Source organism: Emcibacter sp. (assembly GCF_048269205.1).
Lineage (GTDB): Bacteria > Pseudomonadota > Alphaproteobacteria > Sphingomonadales > Emcibacteraceae > Emcibacter.
Genome location: NZ_JBLXJC010000002.1, coordinates 131,924 through 153,655, shown reverse-complemented (window position 1 = coordinate 153,655; position 21,732 = coordinate 131,924). Strand labels below are relative to the sequence as shown.

At 50.1% G+C, this 21,732-nt stretch carries 19 protein-coding genes and 1 tRNA gene; 11 read left to right on the top strand and 9 right to left on the bottom strand.

Annotated features, from left to right (window positions below; genetic code table 11):
• Position 1: 1 nt before the first annotated feature.
• Genes neuC through ACN0YD_RS09450 form a run of 3 tightly spaced genes read right to left on the bottom strand, consistent with a single transcriptional unit; the run spans position 2 to position 2,867 of the window.
• Complete coding sequence (gene neuC, locus ACN0YD_RS09460; protein WP_417319158.1) at positions 2-1,126, bottom strand: UDP-N-acetylglucosamine 2-epimerase; 1,125 nt, start codon at positions 1,124-1,126, stop codon at positions 2-4.
• A gap of 2 nt (positions 1,127-1,128) precedes the next feature.
• On the bottom strand, positions 1,129-2,178 hold the full coding sequence (locus ACN0YD_RS09455) for an N-acetylneuraminate synthase family protein (protein WP_417319156.1): 1,050 nt from the start codon (positions 2,176-2,178) through the stop codon (positions 1,129-1,131).
• Complete coding sequence (locus tag ACN0YD_RS09450) at positions 2,175-2,867, bottom strand: cytidylyltransferase domain-containing protein (RefSeq protein ID WP_417319154.1); 693 nt, start codon at positions 2,865-2,867, stop codon at positions 2,175-2,177. The genes ACN0YD_RS09455 and ACN0YD_RS09450 overlap by 4 nt, the downstream gene beginning before the upstream one ends.
• Before the next feature lie 188 nt (positions 2,868-3,055).
• Between ACN0YD_RS09450 and ACN0YD_RS09445 the strand changes: the two genes are divergently transcribed.
• The 7 genes from ACN0YD_RS09445 to ACN0YD_RS09415 all read left to right on the top strand — a co-directional run bounded on the left by ACN0YD_RS09445 (position 3,056) and on the right by ACN0YD_RS09415 (position 12,181).
• Entirely contained in the window at positions 3,056-4,204 is a 1,149-nt protein-coding gene (locus tag ACN0YD_RS09445; RefSeq protein WP_417319152.1) for an acyltransferase family protein, read from the top strand.
• 132 nt (positions 4,205-4,336) lie between these two features.
• Positions 4,337-5,257, top strand: a complete 921-nt coding sequence (locus ACN0YD_RS09440; RefSeq protein WP_417319150.1) for a hypothetical protein — start codon at positions 4,337-4,339, stop codon at positions 5,255-5,257.
• A 24-nt stretch (positions 5,258-5,281) separates the two neighbouring features.
• Positions 5,282-6,574: a hypothetical protein gene (locus tag ACN0YD_RS09435; RefSeq protein WP_417319148.1), complete on the top strand. Its 1,293-nt coding sequence runs from the start codon at positions 5,282-5,284 to the stop codon at positions 6,572-6,574.
• A gap of 29 nt (positions 6,575-6,603) precedes the next feature.
• Positions 6,604-8,463 carry an asparagine synthase (glutamine-hydrolyzing) gene (gene asnB, locus ACN0YD_RS09430; RefSeq protein WP_417319146.1) on the top strand — a complete coding sequence of 620 codons (1,860 nt, stop codon included), beginning with the start codon at positions 6,604-6,606 and terminating at the stop codon, positions 8,461-8,463.
• A gap of 24 nt (positions 8,464-8,487) precedes the next feature.
• Positions 8,488-10,308 (top strand): alginate lyase family protein, encoded by a 1,821-nt coding sequence (locus tag ACN0YD_RS09425; protein ID WP_417319144.1) that lies wholly within the window; start codon positions 8,488-8,490, stop codon positions 10,306-10,308.
• 2 nt (positions 10,309-10,310) lie between these two features.
• A complete protein-coding gene (locus tag ACN0YD_RS09420) occupies positions 10,311-11,528 on the top strand; it encodes a glycosyltransferase family 4 protein (protein ID WP_417319143.1) in 1,218 nt (405 codons plus the stop codon).
• Positions 11,525-12,181 (top strand): acetyltransferase, encoded by a 657-nt coding sequence (locus ACN0YD_RS09415; protein WP_417319141.1) that lies wholly within the window; start codon positions 11,525-11,527, stop codon positions 12,179-12,181. The genes ACN0YD_RS09420 and ACN0YD_RS09415 overlap by 4 nt, the downstream gene beginning before the upstream one ends.
• On the opposite strand, the gene ACN0YD_RS09410 is transcribed toward ACN0YD_RS09415, so the two are convergent.
• The 6 genes from ACN0YD_RS09410 to ACN0YD_RS09385 all read right to left on the bottom strand — a co-directional run bounded on the left by ACN0YD_RS09410 (position 12,171) and on the right by ACN0YD_RS09385 (position 18,232).
• The gene (locus ACN0YD_RS09410) at positions 12,171-12,851 is read right to left on the bottom strand and encodes a sugar transferase (protein WP_417319139.1); all 681 of its coding nucleotides are present in this window, start codon (positions 12,849-12,851) and stop codon (positions 12,171-12,173) included. The two genes, ACN0YD_RS09415 and ACN0YD_RS09410, sit on opposite strands and share 11 nt — an antisense overlap.
• The gene (locus tag ACN0YD_RS09405; protein WP_417319137.1) at positions 12,851-14,041 is read right to left on the bottom strand and encodes a UDP-N-acetylglucosamine 4,6-dehydratase; all 1,191 of its coding nucleotides are present in this window, start codon (positions 14,039-14,041) and stop codon (positions 12,851-12,853) included. Before ACN0YD_RS09405 ends, ACN0YD_RS09410 begins: the two co-directional genes overlap by 1 nt.
• A 51-nt stretch (positions 14,042-14,092) precedes the next feature.
• Positions 14,093-15,277, bottom strand: a complete 1,185-nt coding sequence (locus tag ACN0YD_RS09400) for a DegT/DnrJ/EryC1/StrS family aminotransferase (protein ID WP_417319135.1) — start codon at positions 15,275-15,277, stop codon at positions 14,093-14,095.
• A gap of 118 nt (positions 15,278-15,395) precedes the next feature.
• A tRNA-Gly gene (locus ACN0YD_RS09395) sits at positions 15,396-15,469 on the bottom strand.
• Positions 15,470-15,602: 133 nt separating this feature from the next.
• Positions 15,603-17,708, bottom strand: a complete 2,106-nt coding sequence (locus tag ACN0YD_RS09390) for a TonB-dependent receptor domain-containing protein (protein WP_417319133.1) — start codon at positions 17,706-17,708, stop codon at positions 15,603-15,605.
• A gap of 89 nt (positions 17,709-17,797) precedes the next feature.
• A complete protein-coding gene (locus tag ACN0YD_RS09385; RefSeq protein WP_417319131.1) occupies positions 17,798-18,232 on the bottom strand; it encodes a DUF2946 family protein in 435 nt (144 codons plus the stop codon).
• A 130-nt stretch (positions 18,233-18,362) separates the two neighbouring features.
• Between ACN0YD_RS09385 and ACN0YD_RS09380 the strand changes: the two genes are divergently transcribed.
• The 4 genes from ACN0YD_RS09380 (at position 18,363) to folE (ending at position 21,710) form a co-directional block, all read left to right on the top strand.
• Positions 18,363-19,295, top strand: coding sequence for a radical SAM protein (locus ACN0YD_RS09380; RefSeq protein ID WP_417319129.1), 933 nt, complete (start codon positions 18,363-18,365; stop codon positions 19,293-19,295).
• 101 nt (positions 19,296-19,396) lie between these two features.
• Positions 19,397-20,617 (top strand): O-succinylhomoserine sulfhydrylase, encoded by a 1,221-nt coding sequence (gene metZ / locus ACN0YD_RS09375; protein ID WP_417319127.1) that lies wholly within the window; start codon positions 19,397-19,399, stop codon positions 20,615-20,617.
• A 3-nt stretch (positions 20,618-20,620) separates the two neighbouring features.
• Entirely contained in the window at positions 20,621-21,031 is a 411-nt protein-coding gene (gene apaG / locus ACN0YD_RS09370; protein ID WP_417319125.1) for a Co2+/Mg2+ efflux protein ApaG, read from the top strand.
• Positions 21,032-21,098: 67 nt separating this feature from the next.
• On the top strand, positions 21,099-21,710 hold the full coding sequence (folE, locus tag ACN0YD_RS09365; RefSeq protein ID WP_417319123.1) for a GTP cyclohydrolase I FolE: 612 nt from the start codon (positions 21,099-21,101) through the stop codon (positions 21,708-21,710).
• The last annotated feature ends 22 nt before the right edge of the window (positions 21,711-21,732 follow it).

Here is a 21,732-nt window from a genome sequence, read left to right as displayed (position 1 = left end):
CTTATAGTATATCTATGAAATATTTTTGATTACTTGTTTCCCAGACAGCCTCGGTATTGAGAATATCGCAGAATTTAACATCACTTCCGCCTTTGCCGAAATCCTGCATGGTTTCGCGATGGATTTTCGGGGCCTGTTCGATGCTGTCAAGAATATTCTCCAGCCTGAAATCAGTGTTCAGGATGGTTGGGGCGCTGGCGCGATTTTTTTGACGATCTCCGACATTGATGCTGGGAACGCCATAGTAAGGTGCTTCCCTGACGCCGGCGCTTGAGTTGCCAATGACGAAATCGGAATGCTTCATCAAGGTCAGGAAATATTCGAAGCGCATTGACGGGAAAACCCTGAATGCTTTGTTACCTTTAAGTTGTTCATATTCTTCAAGGATAATTTCGGAACCATGGTCGTTGTTGGGATAAATAACCACATAGTTGTGATTGCTTTTCACCAGGGCTTTCAAAAAGCTATGGCACTGTCCGCGAAGCCGGGCCGTGTCTGTTGTGACCGGATGAAACAGTAGGATGGCATATTGTTCGAAAGGAATTTCATAATATGACTTTACCTTTTCTATATCAGGCAAGGTATCAGAGTTCATAATATCCATATCCGGCGAACCAATGGTATAGATCGTGTCTTCTCTTTCTCCAAGCTGGATCAGCCGTTTCTTGGCTTCCTCATTCGAGACGAAATGTAGCTGGGAAACTTTGGAAACAGCGTGTCTGATCAACTCATCAATGGTGCCTGAAACTTCACCGCCTTCGATATGGGCGATCAGGATGTTATTCAGGCATCCGACCAGGGAGCAGGCCATGGCTTCAACACGGTCGCCATGAACGACAATCATGTCAGGTTTCATCTCTTTGACATAGTCTGAAAAACCAGCGACTGTTTTTGCCAAAACAGTGTCCATGGTGTCATTGTAATTCTGGTTGATATATTTATAGATGTTGTTGTAACCGCATTTTTCCACCTCATCACATGTATACCCGTATTTGCTCAACATATGCATGCCGGTAACGAATATATGGATTTCGTGGTCAGAATGCTCCAAAAGCCGATTGATCAGAGATTTTATTTTTCCGAAATCGGCCCTGGTGCCGGTTATGAAAACTATACGTTTTTTCATTATTATTCTGTTATTTCAACAACATCATCTGCTGCCAGTTGACTGTCGGCCTCAATATCCCGGGAGGCTGTGCAACCCAGAATCTCCTCATAACGCTCTGCCAGAAAGTATCCGGTGCCGGGGCGTTTTACCCATAGATTATCAGGTGTGTATTTTTCTCCCTTAGAGACTTTTTTGATAGTTACCACCGAAGAATAACCGAAGTCAATTGTCGGCTGTTCCTCTGCAACGGGGCCCTTTGTTCCGCCACGGGCCTTTTGCAGTATTTTTGACCCTTCGATCAGTTCATTCAGGGCTTTCGGGTCCATGGAACAGACAATATCAGGCCCCGGGCGATCCATCCGGTCTGTGAAATGCCGTTCAAGCAGAGAAGCTCCCAGGGCAACAGCACCCAGGCAGGGGTGATTTGTAACCGTATGGTCGGAAAGACCTACGATAGCATCGGGAAACTTTTCCTGAAGCTGCGTCATGGCCCCCAGGCGGACCAGTTCCGGTGGGGTGGGATAAACATTTGTGCAGTGGAGCAGGGCATAGGGAACTTTGTGCTTGCGGAAAATATTGACTGACTTTTCAATACTTTCCATGGTGTTCATGCCTGTGCTGAGGATAATGGGTTTGCCATATGAGGCGACAAGCTCAAGCAGGGGGTAGTTATTGCATTCACCCGAGCCGATCTTGTAGGCTTTCACACCCATACGCTCCAGCCTTTCCGCCGCGGCACGGGAAAAGGGCGTGCTGATAAAGATCATCCCCTGATCTTCAACATAATTTTTGAGCTTGATTTCATTTTCTTCGTTGAGGGCGCATCTTTCCATGACTTCATAAATAGATACGTCTGTGTTGCCGGGAATAACATTTTTAGCTTCGTGGCTCATTTCATCTTCGATGACATGTGTCTGATGTTTAATGATCTCGGCACCGGCCTTTTTAGCTGCATCAACCATTTCAAATGCAGTCTGCAGGCTTCCTTCATGGTTAATGCCGATTTCCACAATCACCAGCGGAGGTTGGTCAGGACCTACCTTCCTGCCATCGATTTCAAAACCTGTCATTTTCTGTCCTCAAATATCTGTATTATTCTTGCGATATCTTCCGGAGTGTCAACATCAATGCTGTCTCCGGGCGTCATTTCAAACGGAATAACTTTTTCAGAAGGTATCTTGTCTTCCTTAAGAAAGTTTTTCGCAGAAAAAATATAAATGGCGCCGTTGGGAAAGAAAGCCGGGGGCAGGTCCTGGCGCCGCATATAGGGGGCTTCCTTGCTTATCAGGCCCGTAAGATAACCATCGTCAGTTAGTTTATAGGCTTTATAAGGTGTTTCCGGGGGCTGATACACGCTAATCAGGTTTTCTGCATTCCGGTGTGCCATTTCAATAAAGGCATCGTCGATATGTGCGCTTGTTCGCAAGGGCGATGTTGGCTGCAGCAGGATGATATAGCTGTTTTCCAGTCCGAGGGCTTGAATGGCGTGACTGATCAGGAGGTGTGAAGAAGCCTGGTCGGTGGCCAGTTCCGCCGGTCGCTGAAGCTGCTCCGCGCCAAGGTTTTGGGCTGTTTCCAGGATTTTCTGGCCATCTGAGGAGACCACGACACGGTCAATATACTTTGAGCCCAGAGCTGCGTCGATACTGTATTGTATAAGGGGTTTGCCGCAAACAGGGGTGATGTTTTTATCCGGAATTCCTTTTGAACCGGCTCGTGCAGGAATGATGGCCACAACAGGAATGTTATTAAAACTCACCAAAATTTCCTTATCGGTAAAGATACTGTCTTTAGCTTTTTAATAGAATAGATGTGTATGTATATATCTTTCTTTCAGATAATGGTATGTGTTTTTTTTAACCTCGTCTATAACCCAGATAAACATATGTCTGAGCAGACAGAGAATTGGAAAATATTCATCAGTAAGCGTACTTAAGGGAGGGGCGGATGAATAAAGGAGGATTGGCATTTTTTGGTCTCAGGAAATGGCCCGAAACAAAAGAATTGCCGCGCAGAATTTATTCCTATGACTTGTTGAGGGGGCTATGCGCAATTTTTGTAGCGCTCTATCATTTCCTATTCTGGACTGCCAATACGACATCTTATGTTTCTCCGCTTGGTGCAATTAATAATGCAGGCACTTACGGCGTATATATGTTTTTTATGCTTTCCGGGGCTACGATGTGTAGCTCTTATCGCGACAGGCTGAAAACTTCCGCAGATTTTGTCTACTATTATGGTGTGCGCTGGGCACGAATACTGCCGCTCTATTTCTTTGTAATGATGCTTACCGTATTGTCTCTCTATTTCATTGTTGGAGAAAAGGACTGGAGCCTGGCAAAAATCATTTTGAATTCGTCTCTGCTTTTTGGTTTCGGTATGCCCGGCGAGACCTCCAATGTTGGGGGGGGCTGGTCAATTGGTATTGAGGTTGTCTTTTACACTGTGTTCCCCATGCTTCTTTTCCTCATGGATACCAAAAGCTGGAAATTCGATCTTGTTCTTCTATTGACCGCCTGCTTTGTTCAGATCACTTTTGTCAATTATGTCGTGGCTATTAACGGCGCAGATTTCCACCTGGCGTGGGACTATTACACCAACTTTCTCTCTTTTGCGGGATATTTTGTGTTCGGGTGTATGGTATCCAAATGGCTATTGCCGCGGCGTCAAGTCAGTTCCGGATTCGCCATATTGATTGTCTTTATCCTGACTTTGGGTTTTGTATTTTATCCTACATCCGGATCCGGAGAGTCTGTGAGCGGGTACAGCGGTTTTGTTTTCCTGATAATCGCTTTTGCCGTTTTTCTTTTATGGTCAATGTGCGAATTGCCTGTATGGTTGCGGGGTGTGGGAAGTTTTCTTGGGGACATCAGCTATAGTGTTTACCTCCTCCATCCGTTCTGTTTCAAGGGAGTGGAACTTGTAACCAGCAGGCTTATCGATCCAGAATTCCTTGCCAGGCAGCCTTGGGTCGTCATTATTGTTTCGATGATCCTGACCATAATCGCTGCAAAAATTGTTTATGTTGTCGTCGAAAAGCCGATGTTGGCATATTTCAAGACACGCTTAAAAAAACAGCTGGTTGCAGCAGGGTGATCTATCTGGCCGGGTGTAGTCCGAGTGGAGCTACTCAAAAGGTGAACCCAATAGAAAACAAACGCGTTTAAATTTTTCCGGCCTGAGGTTATATTTCGATTGAGGCCCTCTTCAAAAACAGAGTGTAATTATATGGAAAAAGAAGAAAAGAAAGTTTATCTCGTCGCCAATGCGGTTGTTGAGGACCCTGAAGAGGGTATAAATCTTTCAGCTCTGGTTGCTCCTCTCAAGACGCTCAAATGGCTGGTTGCCTTGATTACTGTGCTAGTTTTTTCCTTGGGGCTTTACATGATTTTGGGCATGCCGGATGAGCATGCAGTTCAGGCAAAAGTTATGGTGGCCAAGCCGCGTTTTGGGGATGCGGGTGAAATTAAAATCGGTGGGGGACTGGGAGGTGCTGCATCCCTACTTGGCCTCGGTCAGAGTACCGATGCTGACAGCGCCAGGAAAATGCAGATATTGCAGTCATCTGTTTTTATTGAAAAATTCATTCAGGATTATGACCTGCTAAAGATATTCTTTCCGCGCCGCTGGGATGAACGCGCCGGTGAATGGGTAAAGGACGACGAGGGAAACATACCCACGCTGCGTGACGGATATGAGTTTTTCCTGTTAAGGGTGTTCGTCATTGAGATGGATGACGCCAATGGTGTGCTTAACGTTACGATGAAGTGGCGTGATCCGGATACCGCAGGGAAGTGGGTAAGGGACTATATTGCCTTCGCCAATAGCTATCTTCGCACTGAAGAGATGGTCAAGATTGAAGAGAGTATTGCCTATCTGGACAAGCAACTTGAAAAAACACAGATCAAAGAAAGACGGGATATTTTATTCAGTCTGATCGAAAAAGAAGTCTATCAGATGGTTTCTGCAAAGGTTGATGAAAATTTTGCCTTTGAAATCATTGATCCTGCCGCAAGTATTTCTGATATTGGCAAGAAACGTAAAATGCGTCTCGGTGTAATTGCATTTATATTATCCTTTGGCGCCGGGCTTTTCGGAGCATATGCTTTCTACTTTGTGTCGGGGAAATGGCGGAGAGTTTCAGTTTGAGGGTGATAATAGAAAACTGGGGTCATGGTTAGTTATCACTCATATCTGAAATATGTTTTTGTCACCTATATGGCTACGCTGGTCGTTATGTCGCCGATGGCGCTGGTCAGGTTGACAGGATTATTTAACGCTGCTGTGTTTGTGAGGATCATCCTGCCGTTGCTCTTTGTCGGGGCGATGATCTTTTTATGGCACAAAGTCAGAGGTAGATTGAAAGTTGATGGATTTGCCTGGTTCCTGTTTTCCCTTTGTTTTTACGGGTTTTTCTGGGGCTTTTTTCGATCAAATGATCTCTATGTCATTGTTGCCGATACGGCATCCATTTTGATTGCATTGGCAATTTACATTGTTAGCCAGCAGAGGGTGGTCTACCCCTTAAAACTAGAGACCTATTTTAATTTTTTCGCCTACGCCATGCTGATTGGGGATAGTATTACCGTTCTCATCGGATACATTCTCAGATACTCGGGTTTCCCCATTTACATGAGTTTTGGCAATGTGATGGCTTTGTTTCCCTTCGTATGGTTCCTGGCCACGAAAAACTACAAATGGGCGGCTGTTGTATTTTTTGTCATCGTCCTCAGCGGTAAGGTCGGTGTGATGATGGCGGTGCCCGTAATCGTCCTGGCTCATATTCTTCTGGCCTATAAGAAAAGTTTGGGATCCCTGGTCGTATACGGGATATTACTGTTGGTGGGGATCAATGTGCTTCTCTTTGCTATCAAGGATATAAAGTTCACCGAAAGCGGGGTGTTCGGCGCCGCGCTGGTGAAAATCCAGTATCAAAACCCTTATCGGATTACGATCGAAGACATCCAGTTCCAGGGTGATGATAGCGACAATAATGCCCAGGAATATGGCGGCGGCCGGGTCGGTGAGGTGATCTATTCACTGAAGGCTCTCTCAGAAATGAATTATAAACCATTCCTGACAGGGGGCGGACATGGCTTTGTTTATGATTTTTATGAGCCCGGGCGTGTATTGAAGGATATCCATAATGTGCATTTGTCACCAATATCCTTAACTGTCAAATATGGCGTTATCCTTACGGTTTTCTATTATCTTGGGGTGCTGTTTCTTTTTGGCAGGTATTATAAATTCCTACTCGTGTATGATAAGAATCCGATGCCTTTTGCCATGCTATATTTTTGTGTTGGTAACTTTATTTTTTCCTTTACAGCTTATTCCATCTTTGTCGTAGGCGTTTTCTGGTTTTTTCTTGGCTTTTTGCGCAATATAGCCAGCACGGAAAATACGATAAAAATACGGGTTGCTGAAATCAATCCCGGCATGGAAAACAGTTTGGCCAGAACCTAATTATTCAGGGGAGCAGTAAGTAGACAATTATGTGCGGTATTTCTGGTGGTATAGAGCTGAAGAGTGCTGGGAAACCAGCGCTAATTGTACAAGAAGTCGTCAGGGACCAGTATATGCGGGGCCCGGATGCTTCCGAAGTAGACGAATTTGAAGCGACTGACTTCACTATTGCCTTCGGGCATAACCGGCTCAGCATTCTTGATCTGGATGAACGCTCAAACCAACCGATGTGGGACCGGGACAGGACATGTTGCCTGGTCTTCAACGGCGAAATTTACAATTACATCGAAATTCGTCAGGAACTTGGCAGTCTGGGGTATAAGTTTGATACGACTTCTGATACAGAAGTTCTGCTCTATGCCCTGAAATGCTGGGGCGAGGAGGCGATTCCCAGATTAAATGGCATGTTCGCCTTCGCGTTTTATGACAAACGCAAAAATGATGTCCTAATTGTTCGCGACCGTTTTGGCGTGAAGCCATTATTTTATTTTCATGAGGGCAACAGATTTTATTTTGCCTCCACGACCAGGTCACTGGCGCCCTTGCTGGGGTGTGACCCAAATGAAAACTATGCCCGGCGGGGCTTGGTATCAGGCATTTATGATGACGACACTTCCTTCAGTCCCTATAAAAATATCCTGTCGCTTCCGGGCGGTCATTTTCTCAAGATAAGCCTGGCTGGTGGCAAGGTAACCTCGGAAGTTTCCAGATATTACGATCTGTACCAGCAAGCCCAGGAAAGAGTGGAGGAGATCGCCAGGCTTTCTGAACCTGAGTTGCTCGATATGCTCCGTGACGTTTTGTCATCGGCCATTGATGTCCGGTTAAGGTCTGATGTACCGGTTGGCATATCAATCAGCGGCGGCCTCGACTCTACGACACTGGCGGCTTTAATGTTGGACAAACAGGCCTCACTGGTTGGTTTTACCCTTGGGGAGGCAGGAAATGAAGCGAGCGAGGGCCCTCTTGTGGATGCTTTTGCCCGCGGTAAAAACATGGATGTCCATTATGTCTGGCCGTCTCCTAAGGATATGGCCGGTAACCTCTGGCGGACACTTTATGATCAGGATGCGCCGTTCGCCACGGGTAGTATGATTGCCCAGAACCTGATCTTCCAGAAAGCCAATCAGGAAAAATATCGTGTGTTGCTTGGCGGACAGGGCGGCGACGAAGCTTTTATGGGCTATCGGAAATTCATGATGTTCTATTTCAATCTGCTGGTTGAAGAAGGAAAATATTGGCAAGCATTTAGTTTTTTTCTTTCCCAGACACCTATGTTTCTCGCAGAGCTACATCAGTTTGGAATCTATTGGAACAGGCTGAAAGCCTATAAGGGGCAGGGGAATACGGAAAGTGTTCTGACTCTGGCTGAAGCGGACGCACTCCAGATCGGGAGGAGTGGTGAAATGACACTGATGGAGCGTCAATGTCTTGATGTGACAAGATTCAGCTTGCCTACCCTGTTGCGCTATGAGGATCGTAATTCCATGGGGAACAGTGTTGAGACACGCTTGCCCTTTATGGATTACCGCCTGATGGAACTTGGTATTGCTCTTCCTGTAAGGATGAAGCTGAGCAAGGGATTTGGAAAATATTGTCTCAGGCAAATTACAGAGGGCCATGTGCCGGATCTGATCAGGCTGGCCAGATATAAAAAGGGCTTCAATACCCCTGATCGGGCTTGGTTGCAGGGCGGCCTGGCGGAAGAAATTCATAACACGCTTGCCGATTCCTGGTCACGGATATCATCCTATTTCACTGATCGGCAGAGCTTTGATAGTTATTTTTCACCTCAGCAGATAATAGAGCGCCCGCTTGCTTTGAGAGAGAGTATTTCTCTCTACTGGTTAGCCGGGTTGCACCGTAACAGTGACCGCTTCACTGTATAAAAGGCGATCCGGCAAAGGGGCGATATGGCCATCGATAAAATTGCGACATTATGGAAGCTCGGACCATTAAACCTGCTGAGGGTGGCCCTGTATCGTATTCGGGTAAAAGCGGGTTGGTATCGCCGCACAATGCCGGCTGGACAGGCGATTGCCGGACCTTTTTTTCATAAGGCGGTTTTGCCGGATGACCTGGAAATCAGTCAGGTCACCGTGAACGAGCAAGGGTTTCCGGCCTTTGGGTGGAAAATCATTGAGTATAGGGACATTCCCAATTGGCACAGATCAATTCTCACTGATAAAAGCTTACAGTCGAACAAATTGCATTGGTGCGACATCAATGATGTGGAAGAGCAGGTCGGCGACATCAAAGGTATCTGGGAACTATCCCGTTTTGACTGGGTCGTGAAACTCGCCAAGCTGGCCCGTGTGACATCTGACCCGATCTGGCTCGAAAGGCTGAACGAATGGCTTGCTGACTGGTCCCGGAACAACCCGGTCAACACCGGCGTCAATTGGAAATGCGGCCAGGAAGCCTCGATAAGAGTGATGCATCTTGCCTTGGCGGCTGTTCTACTTGATCAGGACAAGAAACCTACAGATCCATTGTTAACACTGATGGATCAGCACTTGAGACGGATTGCACCGACCCTTCAATATGCTGTTGGCCAAGATAATAATCATGGCACCAGTGAAGCTGCCGGGCTTTTTATCGGCGGAAGTTTTCTGGAATTCTGTGGTGAGGGCAAAAACGCGAAAAAATGGTCCAGGATGGGGCGCCGCTGGCTGGAAAACAGAGCTGCACGCCTTATAGCTGACGATGGTTCCTTCAGCATGTATTCCGTAAATTATCACAGGGTAGTGTTGGATACCTTAAGTCTTGCTGAAGTTTGGCGCAGGAAGCTTGACCTGCCGGCTTTCTCGGAAAGCTTTTACGAAAAATGCCGCAAGGCTACCCTCTGGCTTCATGCCTTTACAGACTGCAGGACAGGCGAGGTGCCGAACATCGGGACCAACGACGGCGCACGAATAACCCCCATGAGTGAGTCCGACAGCCGTGACTTTCGGCCTTCAGTCCAGCTTGCCGCAGCCCTGTTCTGCACTGCCAGAGCCTATGCAGAGAAAGGTATTTATGATGAACCGCTACGGCTTCTGGGTATTCCCCGATTTGAACAATCTCTGGCCCATAGTGATTTGAATATTTTCCGATCAGGTGGTTTCGCCATAGTCAAGTCCGGGGAAAACATGAGTTGTTTCCGGTTCCCCAATTTTGACTTCCGTCCAAGCCAGTGCGATGCGCTGCACCTGGACCTCTTCGTTCGCGGTGTGAACGCTCTCAGGGACGGCGGTACTTACCGTTATGTGTGCGAGGAGAAATGGAAACGGTATTTCCAGGGGACTGTATCTCATAATACAGTGCAGTTTGATGAGAGGGACCAGATGCCCCGGTTGTCGCCATTCCTTTTCGGCCGCTGGCTTAGGGGACAATTTGAAGTCCAGAAAAGCAGTAATTCCTTTTCCGCTGCTTATAAGGATTGGTGTGGGGCGAAACATCACCGGACTGTGACGCATATGGCAAACGGGATAAAAGTTTCAGACGAAGTGTCCTCTTTCAGGGATAAGGCGGTATTGCGATGGAGGCTGGCGCCCGGCGATTGGAAGATGCAAGACCGGTCAGTCACGAATGGTGAAATCACTCTTGAAGTCACAGCCGATCATCCGGTTGAAAGTTTCCGGATTGTGGAGGGGTGGGAGTCCCGTTACTATTCACGAAAAGAACAGTTACCGGTTCTTGAGGTAACAATAAGAAAAGACAGTTCAATTATTACAGAAATCACTTGGTGTTAAGCATGCGTGTACTCTATTTCCATCAACATTTTTCGACTCCCAGCGGGGCAACAGGGATCAGGTCCTATGAAATGGCCAAGAAACTGATTGGTGAAGGTCACCAGGTGACAATGGTTTGCGGATCCTACAGTGGCGGCAAAACTGGGCTTGATATGCCGTTCACTGATGGCATGAGGCGCGGGGAAGTGGACGGTATAGATGTCATCGAATTTGAACTTCCCTATGCGAATGTGCAGAGTTTTCTGGAAAGAACCAAAACTTTTCTCTCGTTTGCCTGGAAAAGCGTCCGTTTGGTGTTCAGGGAAGATTATGATCTTGTCTTCGCCACAACTACGCCCCTGACTGCGGGCATTCCGGGCATATTTGCACGCTGGTTGCGCGGTAAGCCATTTGTTTTTGAGGTTAGAGACCTGTGGCCGGAACTGCCACGGGAAATGGGGGTGATTAAAAACCCTGTCATATTGGCCTTGATGTCCGTTCTGGAATGGGTCTCATATAAATCCGCTCATCGCCTGGTGGGGCTCTCTCCGGGGATTGTGGAGGGCATACTTCGGTATAAAAAGGATCCATCCAGGGTGAAAATGATACCAAACGGATGCGATATACATATTTTCCGCGGTGATGTTGGGCCCTGGCGCCCTGAAGGGGTGAATGAAAAGGATTTGCTTGCGGTCTATACCGGAACTCATGGTATTGCCAACGGCCTGGATGCTGTATTGGACGCGGCTTGCGAGTTAAAAAAGCGAGGCCGGGATGACATTAAACTGTTTCTGATGGGGCAGGGCAAGCTGAAGGGGGAATTGCAAAAGGCTGCCGGCGACAAGGGATTGAGCAATGTGATATTCCATGATCCGGTTGACAAGAAAAAACTCGCTGGATTGATGGCCGGTGCCGATATCGGGATGCAAATTCTTGCCAATGTGCCGGCCTTTTATTATGGCACGTCGCCAAACAAGTTCTTTGACTATCTGTCTGCTGGACTGCCGGTGCTGACGAATTATCCGGGGTGGGTTGCAGATCTTGTACGGGAGAATGGATGTGGCTATGCTGTAGAACCTGCCCGTCCGGTGGATTTTGCCAATGCCCTTGAGAAGGCTGCTGATAACAGAGATGGCCTGGTGAGCATGGGAGACGCTTCGGCAAAACTTGCAGAACGAATGTTTTCCCGGGATGATCTGGCTGGCCAATTTGTCGAGTGGCTTGAAGGAACATGCAAATGACATCCAAGAGGAACAAAGTCGCAATCATCGGTGATGCCGGCCATGCAGTGGATGTAGCAGATATTGCTCTTGCCGATGGATATGACGATATTGTTTTTCTTGGGACCGAAAAAAAAACGGAAGGCCTGGCCGGTTTTCCTCTTTTGAAGGATGACATTGACACGGTCAACAGGTTGCATGGGGAGGGATATGTTTTTGCAATCGGGATTGGCAGTTCCAGAGTCAGGAAAAAGATTGCCAATAAATATGCACAGCTCACTTTTCCCAACATCATTCACCCCTCGGTAACATTCGGCAATATCCAGCATTCAAGCCTGGAAGGTAAAACGGGCAATGTATTTGCTGCCGGATGCCGGTTAACCAATAATATTCACTTCGGTGATTTCTGCTTTTTGGGCGTCAACTCAACGATCGGGCATGACTGCAGGTTGGGTGATTTTTCATCAGTGATGCCCGGCGCTGTTATCTCGGGCAATGTCAGTCTTGGGGAGTGCTGTTATATTGGCGCCAATGCCAGTATCATCCAGGGTGCACCGGGCGCCCCCTTGATTATCGGAAAAGACAGCACCATCGGCATGGGTGCTGTCGTAACCCGTGATATCCCGGAAGCGGTAACCGCTGTCGGTGTGCCAGCTCAGCCGGTTAAGAAGTAGCTTCAGCCCCCATCCCGAATTTGCCGATATCTGCCTTGGGCAGAGAGGGAAATATCTTGAAAAGAATCTGGCTCTCCGGAAAGATAACCACCCAAGCCGTAATGACCATCAAGACAATATCGGTCAGGAACGAGGTGTTATCCTTGTACCAGAGCTCCAGTTCGGTTTTATAGGGAATGATTTCGTTCTTGTAGCAATAGTCATAATCGGCTGCCCGCGACAGGATGGCTTCTTCATCGCGGAAAACGATTGACCCCACACCGGTCAGTCCGGGCCGGACAGCGTCCAGTACTTCCTTGTATTTTTCCGGATACCATGAGGTAACTTTGGTCATTTGGGGGCGGGGACCGACAAAGCTCATGTTGCCGACAAGAATATCCCAAAACTGGGGGAATTCATTGATCTTTGATTTGCGTAAGAACCTTCCAATGGGTAAAACACGCGGGTCATTTTGCAGTGTGTAGCTACCGCCTTCCATGTTGGGGCTATCCTTCAACATGGTCGCGAACTTTGTAATATAAAAAGGTTTGTTGCCCTTTCCGATACGTTCCTGGCGGTAGAAAATTTCCCCTTCACCAGAAAATCGTAAAATTACCATGATTGGAATAAGGACGGGAGACAAGATGAGTAGAGCAAGGGCGGAAAATACGATATCAAACAGACGCTTCATTACATTTTCCCATCAAGATATTTGCCGGTTTCTACATGGGCGAGTGTCGGGCAATAATCCTTGATCAGGCTCACTAGTTGTGATTTTGACCAGTCTCCGGAAGCTGCCAGATTTTCGATAGCAGAAATGAACTGTGCAACGTCCTTCCCGCTTTCAGGAGAGATGCCCCTGATAACGCCAAGATCATGATGACGATCCCAATCGACGTTGTCTTTTGCTGAATAAAATTCTTCAAAAGGTTTTTCTCCGGACGTGTCGCTTTCGAAGAAATAACAGGGCCATTTACCTTGGGGAATAAGTTCTTCAGTTCTGGCGCGTGCCTCGTCTTCGCTATCAACCCGAACTGGCTCATAGCCTTTCTGTTCCAGATAGCGTTCGGCAATCTGGGAAAATGTAATCAGGTTTTCCTCGGGATTCAGGTTGGGGAAATAAATTTCGTCGTCATTTCCAAGGACCGCTGAGAACAGGCAGAGGAGCCCGGCTTCCGGGCCGGTCATGAAATAGCGTTTTACATCCTTTGGCGCGGACAGGGGTTGGCGTTTATTCAGCCGTTCACCAAAACCATGCAACAGGCTGCCATCGGAGAAAGCCACGTTGGCGAAACGGGCGGTGGAGACGGCCGTCTGGCTGCCGTGCTGCGACAGGCAAAGCTCCATAATCCGTTTTGTGGCGCCCATAAGGTTTGCCGGACTTTCCGCCTTGTCTGTGGAAACCGCAAAATATTTCTTAGCCCCGGCTTTGATGGCCAGGTCAAGTGTTTTCTGTGTATAGAGTATATTGGTTTTAATCATACGCATCAGGGAGAATTCGTCTTTCTCGCTACGCACATGTTTCATGGCTGCCAGATTGAAAATATAGTCATAAGGGGCGTTCTTGTTCCAGAAGGACTCATATTCCCTGGACCCCATGTCAATGGGCAGAAAAGCAGTGTCGCCCTGAATATACCCAAGGGAGCTGCGGATATCTCGGACAAGTTCGACAAGATTGTTCTCACTGATATCCACAACATGCAGAACGGCGGGGTTTCTTTTGAAGACTTCCTTGGCCACATTCTGGCCAATTGATCCGGCACCGCCAATCACCAAGACCCGTTTTCCTTCGATGGCGGATTTTAGGGCGTCCGAGGTTTCTTTCAGGTCTTCCCTGAACAGCGGTTTTTCCCGACCTACAAGCTGTAAAATTTCATTCATCGACTGTTACTCTTTTTCCTTTGCTCCTCCGGCCATCCAGCCGGTACGGCATTATTTCATCGCCTGCTGCATAACCTTTTCGATGGCTCGGCAACTTGCGTCCATTTCCTCTGCCGTAAGGGTGTGGTGGATCAGGAACATCAGGCTGATATCCCCGAGTTTCCGGGCCACCGGCAGAGCCTGGGCGGGCCGGAACGTAGTGCCGTCGAACGCTTTTTCCTTGTAAATTTCCGAGCAGCTTCCTGACATGCAGGTAATGCCTTCGTCCCAGATTGCTTCCCGAATTCTGTCCCGGTTCCAGTCAGGTTTCAGTTTCGTCTCGTCGACATAGGTATAATATTTGTAGCGGGCGTGTTTTACATATGCTGGAACGTCAAGCTTCTTCAGCGCGGGCAGGTTCGCAACACATTCATCCAGAATGGCGGCATTTTTCTGTCGGGCCTCTGTCCAGTCCGGTAGCTTTGCCAATTGCCGGCGGCCAATTGCCGCCTGCATTTCCGTCAGGCGGTAATTGGTGCCGAAACTTTCATGAAGCCAGCGGAAACCCGGAGGATGTTCCTTCTGAAATACGGCGTCATAGGACTTGCCGTGATCTTTGAAACCCCAGGCTTTCTTCCATAGTTCCGTATCATTGGTGACCAGCATGCCGCCTTCTCCGCCCGTGGTCATGATCTTGTCCTGGCAAAAGGAGAAACACCCGACATGGCCAATGCTGCCGACAGGGCGCCCCCTGTACTCGGCGCCATGGGCTTGGGCGCAGTCTTCGATGACATAAAAGTTATATTGTTCGGCGAGTTCCATTATCGGGTCCATTTCGCAGGGCCAGCCTGCCAAATGAACAAGAATAACGGCTTTCGTTTTGTCGGTAATTTTTCCTGTGATCGTTTCTGCAGTCAGGTTGCCGCTTATGGGATCGACATCTGCAAACACCGGTGTCGCGCCTTCCCGAACAATACAGCTCGCGCTGGCCAGGAAGGTCCGGGGGGTGACGATAACTTCGTCGCCTTCGGAAATGTCCAGTGCATGAAGGGCCAGTTCCAGAGCCAGCGTGCCGTTGGCGACGGCAATGGCGTGGGCGGTTCTTGTGTAGGCTGCGAATTCCTCTTCAAAGGTGTTGCATTCATTGCCAGTCCAGTAGTTAACTTTGCCTGACTGCAATACGTTGACGGCGGCATCGATTTCATCTTGTTCGAAATTGGGCCATGGAGACAATGGCTTGGACCAGACTTTGGACAAATAATCCTCCTTTGTGCCCGGGAAAACCCGATACAGTTCTTTTTATGATTTTATACTGGAAAGCTACAAGCTTCTCTATAAAAAAGTGTTAACTATAATTCTGAGGGGAGGAAAAATCTGGAGCGGGTGAAGGGAATCGAACCCTCGTCTAAAGCTTGGGAAGCTTTCGTTCTACCATTGAACTACACCCGCTTTTTACTCCGGAATCTTCTACCCCCTTTTCAGGGTCTTTTCAATAACTCCCTTTCAATGCTGTAAAAAAGACGACGCGTCCCTTCCGGGGGGGGGAGGGACGCGTCGCTTACTTGCAGGCCGTGGTAAGGGATTAGAAAGCGGCCTGCAATCTGATGTAGAAGGACCGTCCGGGCTCGTTCACCTGGACCTCGGTACCGTCGTAGCTGTTCTCCCGGTTCAGGTGGTTGGTATAGGCCTTGTCAAACAGGTTGGAGACACCGGCTCGAAGGGTGATGTCCTTGCTGACATTATAACGCCCGTACAGGTCAATGACCGCCCAGCCCGGGGTTTGCTGCACGTCGCGGCCGCTGCCGGTCATGGCATTATCATCGACCCGGGTCTGTTTTACGGCCCAGCGCATGCGCCCGCCAAGTTCCCAGTCCTGCTCTTCCCAAGTCAGGCTGATTTGTCCGGAAAAGGGCGGGATCTGGGGCAGGGGAATGTCCAGGTCCTTGTTCTGGCCATTGGTATAGGCGGCATCGGCGGCCAGGGTCAGTTTGTCCATAACTTTCAGACTACCTTCAACCTCGACCCCCCACAGCCGGGCGTCGATGTTGCGATAGATCTGCGCACCGTCGGCAACAAGGATGCCATCCTGGCCGCGGGCATGATCACGGAAGATATAGTCGTCCACTTCGTCATAATAGGCGGACAGCAGCATGGACCAGCCTTCCTTGCGGAGGCCGTAACCGGCGTCTATCTGGTAATGTTTCTCCGGCGCCAGATTGGGATTGCCGATCCAGCTCATATTCATGACCGGCGCATTGCCCATATCTCTGGCGATGGCACGTTCTGTAATGTCGGCGGTGCGCACGCTGCGGCTTACGCCGAAATAGGCTGTGGAAGACGTGCCGATGTTATATTCCAGACGCAACAGGCCGCTGAGATTGTCTTCTTTGCTGTCTTCCGCCGTCACCCCGTAATATTTCTGGTATAGAGCGTTGGGCGACCGCATCATACCCATGGTGATGGCCTGGTCGGCGTGATGATTAACGGAAACATGGTCATAACGCAGTCCCGCCTTGAGTGTTACTTTTTCCGCAACCGGTGTGGTGCCCTCGACAAAGAAACCGATCTGGTTCAAATCCGGCATCTCAAAGGATTGCAATAAGTTGAGCATGTCAGGGTTCATGTCATTGCCGGTACTGACACTGGTCATATTGCGATTTTGCAGATCAATCCCCAGATTGAATTTGCTCCCCCCGGCTTCCATGTCGGCGACAAACTTGCCGCCATATGATGTGGTGGAGGTATCAGCTTGCCGGAACATCATCATCCGGTTACGAAGAGAGAAGTTGTCCATGACATGATTCACATCGGACCAGTAGGCATTGAAGTGAACGGCTTTGAGGGGGCCGGTGCCGTCAATGTCCTGATCAACATTACCGCGCAGGCTGATGTTTTCGGATTCCGGGCTGTCCATGCCGGCGCCGGCAAACAGGGCGTCCTCGATACGCTCATAAGTAACGCCGATGCTGGCTTCGGTGTTTTCATCCTTGAGGCCCGCTTCCATGCCGCCGCCATATTGTGTGAAGGAACTGCGGACCTCCTCGCCGTCGCCATCCTCGTAGTTGCCGGCATCCTTGAAGTGACCGGTGGCGCGCACGTACCCTGCGCCGACTTTGGCGGAACCGTCGCCTGACAGGGAGAAGATATCCCCGTTGCTTTCATAGCCTGCGCCGGTGGCGACCTTGACGGTCTGGCCTTCTTCAAAGGTCGGTGCCTGATGTTCAAAGATCACCGTGCCCCCTGTTCCGCCCGGGCCGTACTGCACGGATTGGTAACCACGTTGAACGATCACGATGTCGGTAGTCTGAATGTCGCTGTAGCTGCTCGGCGGATCCATGCGGTTAGGGCAGCCATTATAGGTGAAAACCCCGTTGTTGATGATATTTAGCTGGGTGCGGGCCTGACCGCGAATAATCGGGTCAATGCCGTGACCGCCCATGCGGCTGCCGTCCACACCGGGCAGAGAACGCAGGAAATCACCCCCGTCGGCGGCAGGCAGGGTGCTGGAGTTCTTTGGTATGGCGCTGGACAGGGCCGGGTTGACGCTGACCTGACCCTCGACCAGAATTTCTTCCATGCCCGTATTCGGGGTAACGACAGTGGTCTGGGCATGTGCGGCAAGAGGCAGGAATGCCAGGGTTGTTACAAGGGCGGTTGTCAGGTGACGTGTATTATTGATTGAATACATATTTTTTACTCATGATTTAATTATGTGTTCGGCAGTAATTGCCGGCCGCATGGAAAGCGACCTGCAGGGATGCCGGGTGCAGAATGAAATCAGGAGTAAAGTGGCGGGGCGCGTGGTGACGACGGGCTGCTCTCGAAAGAAGGAAGCAGCAGTTTGTCGTGAAGGGCAACCGGTGTAGGGTTGCGAGGCAGGGCTATGAACTGAACCGGTGCATCCGGGCTCAGCAGAGCCGTATCAATCTTGTGGAAGGGCAGACAGAACAGGCAGAGGTTGTCCGAGGAACTGTCGTCCTGTTTGACGGGATTGCCGTCTTTGTCAAAGGCGATTTTTTTGACCCCGTTGGGGGTACAGAGCACATAGATGATGCCCTCAGCCTGTTTCAGACTCTGGTGAATGCCTGACCAGCTCTCGGCCGCGGCCACTGTGCCAATGATGTTGAAGAACATGGACAGGAGAATCAGAACAGTTGCCAGACCCCTGGATTTGGGGCCGGAAAATCTGTTTTTTCCCGTGATACGCGACATGTTTAACATCTGGTGGCCTTGATTGTTGAATTTCCTATAATTGATCCCCGGGATAAAATCCAGCGAAAATCATTCCTCTATTTTGCCGTATTACCTGCTATAATTCCTTCAGGGTTTGATGGAGAAACTCATGGATGCCACAGCACGCCTGAAGTTCCGCCACCCCGACCATACCGTGTCGGGAGAGGAGCGGGCCCGGGTTGATCTTGTTGAACTGGAAACGCTCTGGTTCAATACCGGCACCCTGTGCAATCTGGAATGCCGCAACTGCTATATCGAGTCTTCGCCGACCAACGACCGGCTGGCCTATATCAGCAGGGAAGACGTGGCAGGCTATCTTGTGGAAATCCGGCAAGAACAGCTGCCGGTCCGGGAAATTGGTCTCACGGGTGGCGAACCCTTCATGAATCCGGAGATCACGGGCATTCTTGAGGAATGTCTCTCGGGTGGTTTTGAGGTGCTGGTGCTGACCAATGCCATGAAACCCCTGCATCACAACAAAAAATCTCTCCTGGTCCTTAAAGAAAGGTTCGGCCGCCAGTTGAAGTTCAGGGTATCCATTGATCATTACCGGCAGGAAATCCACGAAGAGGAACGGGGGGCGCGGAGCTGGACGCCGACGATTGAAGGGGTCGCCTGGCTGGCGACAAACGGCTTTGCCCTGAGCATTGCCGGGCGTACCTTCGCTGGCGAGGAAGAGAAAGATATGCGTCGGGGATATCAAACCCTGTTTGACGAGTTGTCGCTGGGGCTGGACGCATTCGATCCTGCGCAACTTGTTTTGTTTCCGGAAATGGATGAAATGGCCGATGTGCCGGAAATAACCACCGCCTGCTGGGATATTCTGGGTGTATCGCCCGATGCCATGATGTGCGCCACGTCGCGCATGGTTGTCAAACGACGTGGCGAGGGGGCACCAACCGTCATGCCCTGTACATTGCTGCCCTATGACAGGCAGTTTGATATGGGGACAACTCTGGCCGGCATGCGGCCTTCCGTTTCGCTCAATCACCCGCACTGTGCAAAATTCTGTGTGCTGGGCGGGGCATCCTGCAACGGATAGGGCGAGAAACCGCGATTTTGCTCAGGCTTTTCTTGACGCCGGGCGCTTTAGCCGATACCAAGTCTCATTCATTGTATCCAACAGTATTTCGGGAACGGAAAATGAAACGACAAACCGGACAGGACAAGGACAGGACGTCCCGCTGGCGGCTGGAAACCCAGCTGGTTCGCGGCGGCACATGGCGTAGTGAGCTGGGGGAAACCAGCGAGGCCATGTTCATGACTTCCGGTTATTCCTATGATTGTGCGGAAGATGTCGCCGCCCGTTTCGCCGGTGAGCAGGAAGGCTATACCTACAGCCGCCTGCGCAATCCCACAGCCGCCATGTTCGAGGATCGTATGGCCCTGATCGAGGGGGCGGAAGCCGCCCGCTCGACAGCTACCGGCATGGCAGCCATTTCAGCCGCCATGATGAGCATCGTCAAGGCAGGTGATCATGTGGTTTCCAGTCGTGCCCTGTTCGGCTCCTGCCGCTGGCTGGTGGAAACCCAGCTGCCCCGCTTTGGGGTGGAATGCACTCTGGTCGATGGCCGGGACAATGAAGCCTGGAAGGCGGCAGTGCGTCCCAATACCACGGCCTTCTTTCTGGAAACTCCGGCCAACCCGACGCTGGATGTGGTCGATCTGCAGTTCGTCTGCGACCTCGCTCATGAAAACGGCGCCCTGGTGGTGGTGGATAATGTCTTCGCTTCGCCGATTCTGCAAAAGCCCATGGAGTATGGCGCTGATATTGTCGCTTACAGCGCGACAAAGCATATTGACGGGCAGGGACGGGTGCTTGGCGGCTGTATTCTGACCTCGAATAAAATTCTCGAGGAGCAGGTGCTGCCCTTTATCCGTAATACAGGACCGAATATTAGTCCCTTTAACGCATGGGTATTGCTGAAGGGCCTTGAAACACTTGATATGCGGGTTCACAAAACCTGTGATAATGCAGAAAAGGTGGCCGGGGCGCTGTCCGACATGAAAGGTTTTGACTGGGTACGCTATCCGGGTCTGAAGAGCTTTGACCAGCACGATCTGGCCATGAAGCAGATGAGCCGGGGCGGCACTATTCTTGCCCTGCAGGTGCCTGGGGGCCGGGAACAGGCGTTTAATTTCCTCAATAATCTGGAAATTATCGATATCTCCAACAATATCGGGGATTCTAAAAGCCTGATGACCCATCCGGCCAGCACGACCCATGCCAGTGTCGCAGAGGAGAGCCGGCTGGAAGTTGGCATCACCGAAGGCATGCTGCGCCTGTCCGTTGGCCTGGAACATCCCGACGATGTGATCGAGGATCTGCAGCAGGCGGCGGAAAAGGCCGGAATTACTGGATAGGTTATGGACGATTCTGAAAACACCTATGTCGCTGTGACAGACAGGATCAGTGTCTCTGTCATACCCTTTTTTCTGGATGATGATTCAGAACCGGAAAAGGGACGTTATATGTGGGGTTATCAGGTTCATATTGAAAATAATGGCGATGATACGGTTCAGCTGGAGCGCCGCTACTGGAAAATTACCGATTCCATGGGGCGTATCCAGGAAGTGCGCGGCGAAGGCGTGGTTGGCGAGCAGCCGGTGATCGAACCGGGCGATGCCTATGAATATACCAGTGGTGCGCCGCTTGCGACCCCGTCCGGATTTATGGTCGGGTCGTTCCAGATGCGCAGGAATGACGGCAGTTATTTTGATGTTGATATTCCGGCTTTTTCCCTGGACAGTCCGTTTGACGTACAGATGATAAACTGACATCCGCCGGGAAATGCCGCCTTAAAGTCAAGGTATGCGGAAGCAAAGATAAATCGGGAGAAGATCAGTGAGCTCGGATAAAAGCAAAACAACCGGCAGGCCAAGTCGCAAGGAAGCGGAGGAGGCCGTCAGGACTCTGCTGCGCTGGGCAGGAGACGATCCGACCCGTGAAGGTCTGATCGATACGCCCAAGCGGGTGGTCAAGGCCTATGACGAGTTTTTCGGCGGCTATGACGAGGACCCTCACGAGATACTGTCCCGCACTTTCGAGGAAGTGGCCGGATATGACGAAATGGTGGTGCTGAGGGATATTCCCTTTGAATCTCATTGCGAACACCATATGGCTGCCATTATCGGCCGGGCCCATGTGGGGTATCTGCCGAAGAACAAGGTTGTTGGCATCAGCAAGCTGGCCCGGGTGGTGGAAACCTATGCCAAACGGCTGCAGGTTCAGGAAAAAATGACGGCCCAGATTGCCGACTGTATCCAGGATGTCTTGGAACCATACGGCGTTGGGGTTATTATACAGGCGACCCACCAGTGTATGACAACACGTGGGGTGCACAAACATGGCGTGTCCATGGTAACAAGCCGCATGGTCGGTTCTTTCCGCAAGGATGACAAAACCCGGAAGGAATTCCTGTCTGTGGTGGGGAATTTCGAACCCTATCGCGGCTGACCCGGGCAGGGGAGGTATAACG

Bases quoted from the DNA above. Each gene is read 5' to 3' on its own strand.
- ACN0YD_RS09440 (WP_417319150.1), top strand. From the start codon at position 4,337: ATGGAAAAAGAAGAAAAGAAAGTTTATCTCGTCGCCAATGCGGTTGTT.
- ACN0YD_RS09435 (WP_417319148.1), top strand. From the start codon at position 5,282: ATGGTTAGTTATCACTCATATCTGAAATATGTTTTTGTCACCTATATG.
- ACN0YD_RS09415 (WP_417319141.1), top strand. From the start codon at position 11,525: ATGACATCCAAGAGGAACAAAGTCGCAATCATCGGTGATGCCGGCCAT.
- ACN0YD_RS09445 (WP_417319152.1), top strand. From the start codon at position 3,056: ATGAATAAAGGAGGATTGGCATTTTTTGGTCTCAGGAAATGGCCCGAA.
- ACN0YD_RS09455 (WP_417319156.1), bottom strand. From the start codon at position 2,178: ATGACAGGTTTTGAAATCGATGGCAGGAAGGTAGGTCCTGACCAACCT.
- ACN0YD_RS09380 (WP_417319129.1), top strand. From the start codon at position 18,363: ATGGATGCCACAGCACGCCTGAAGTTCCGCCACCCCGACCATACCGTG.
- apaG (WP_417319125.1), top strand. From the start codon at position 20,621: ATGGACGATTCTGAAAACACCTATGTCGCTGTGACAGACAGGATCAGT.
- ACN0YD_RS09420 (WP_417319143.1), top strand. From the start codon at position 10,311: ATGCGTGTACTCTATTTCCATCAACATTTTTCGACTCCCAGCGGGGCA.
- ACN0YD_RS09385 (WP_417319131.1), bottom strand. From the start codon at position 18,232: ATGTCGCGTATCACGGGAAAAAACAGATTTTCCGGCCCCAAATCCAGG.
- ACN0YD_RS09390 (WP_417319133.1), bottom strand. From the start codon at position 17,708: ATGTATTCAATCAATAATACACGTCACCTGACAACCGCCCTTGTAACA.
- metZ (WP_417319127.1), top strand. From the start codon at position 19,397: ATGAAACGACAAACCGGACAGGACAAGGACAGGACGTCCCGCTGGCGG.
- asnB (WP_417319146.1), top strand. From the start codon at position 6,604: ATGTGCGGTATTTCTGGTGGTATAGAGCTGAAGAGTGCTGGGAAACCA.
- ACN0YD_RS09425 (WP_417319144.1), top strand. From the start codon at position 8,488: ATGGCCATCGATAAAATTGCGACATTATGGAAGCTCGGACCATTAAAC.
- neuC (WP_417319158.1), bottom strand. From the start codon at position 1,126: ATGAAAAAACGTATAGTTTTCATAACCGGCACCAGGGCCGATTTCGGA.
- ACN0YD_RS09410 (WP_417319139.1), bottom strand. From the start codon at position 12,851: ATGAAGCGTCTGTTTGATATCGTATTTTCCGCCCTTGCTCTACTCATC.
- ACN0YD_RS09405 (WP_417319137.1), bottom strand. From the start codon at position 14,041: ATGAATGAAATTTTACAGCTTGTAGGTCGGGAAAAACCGCTGTTCAGG.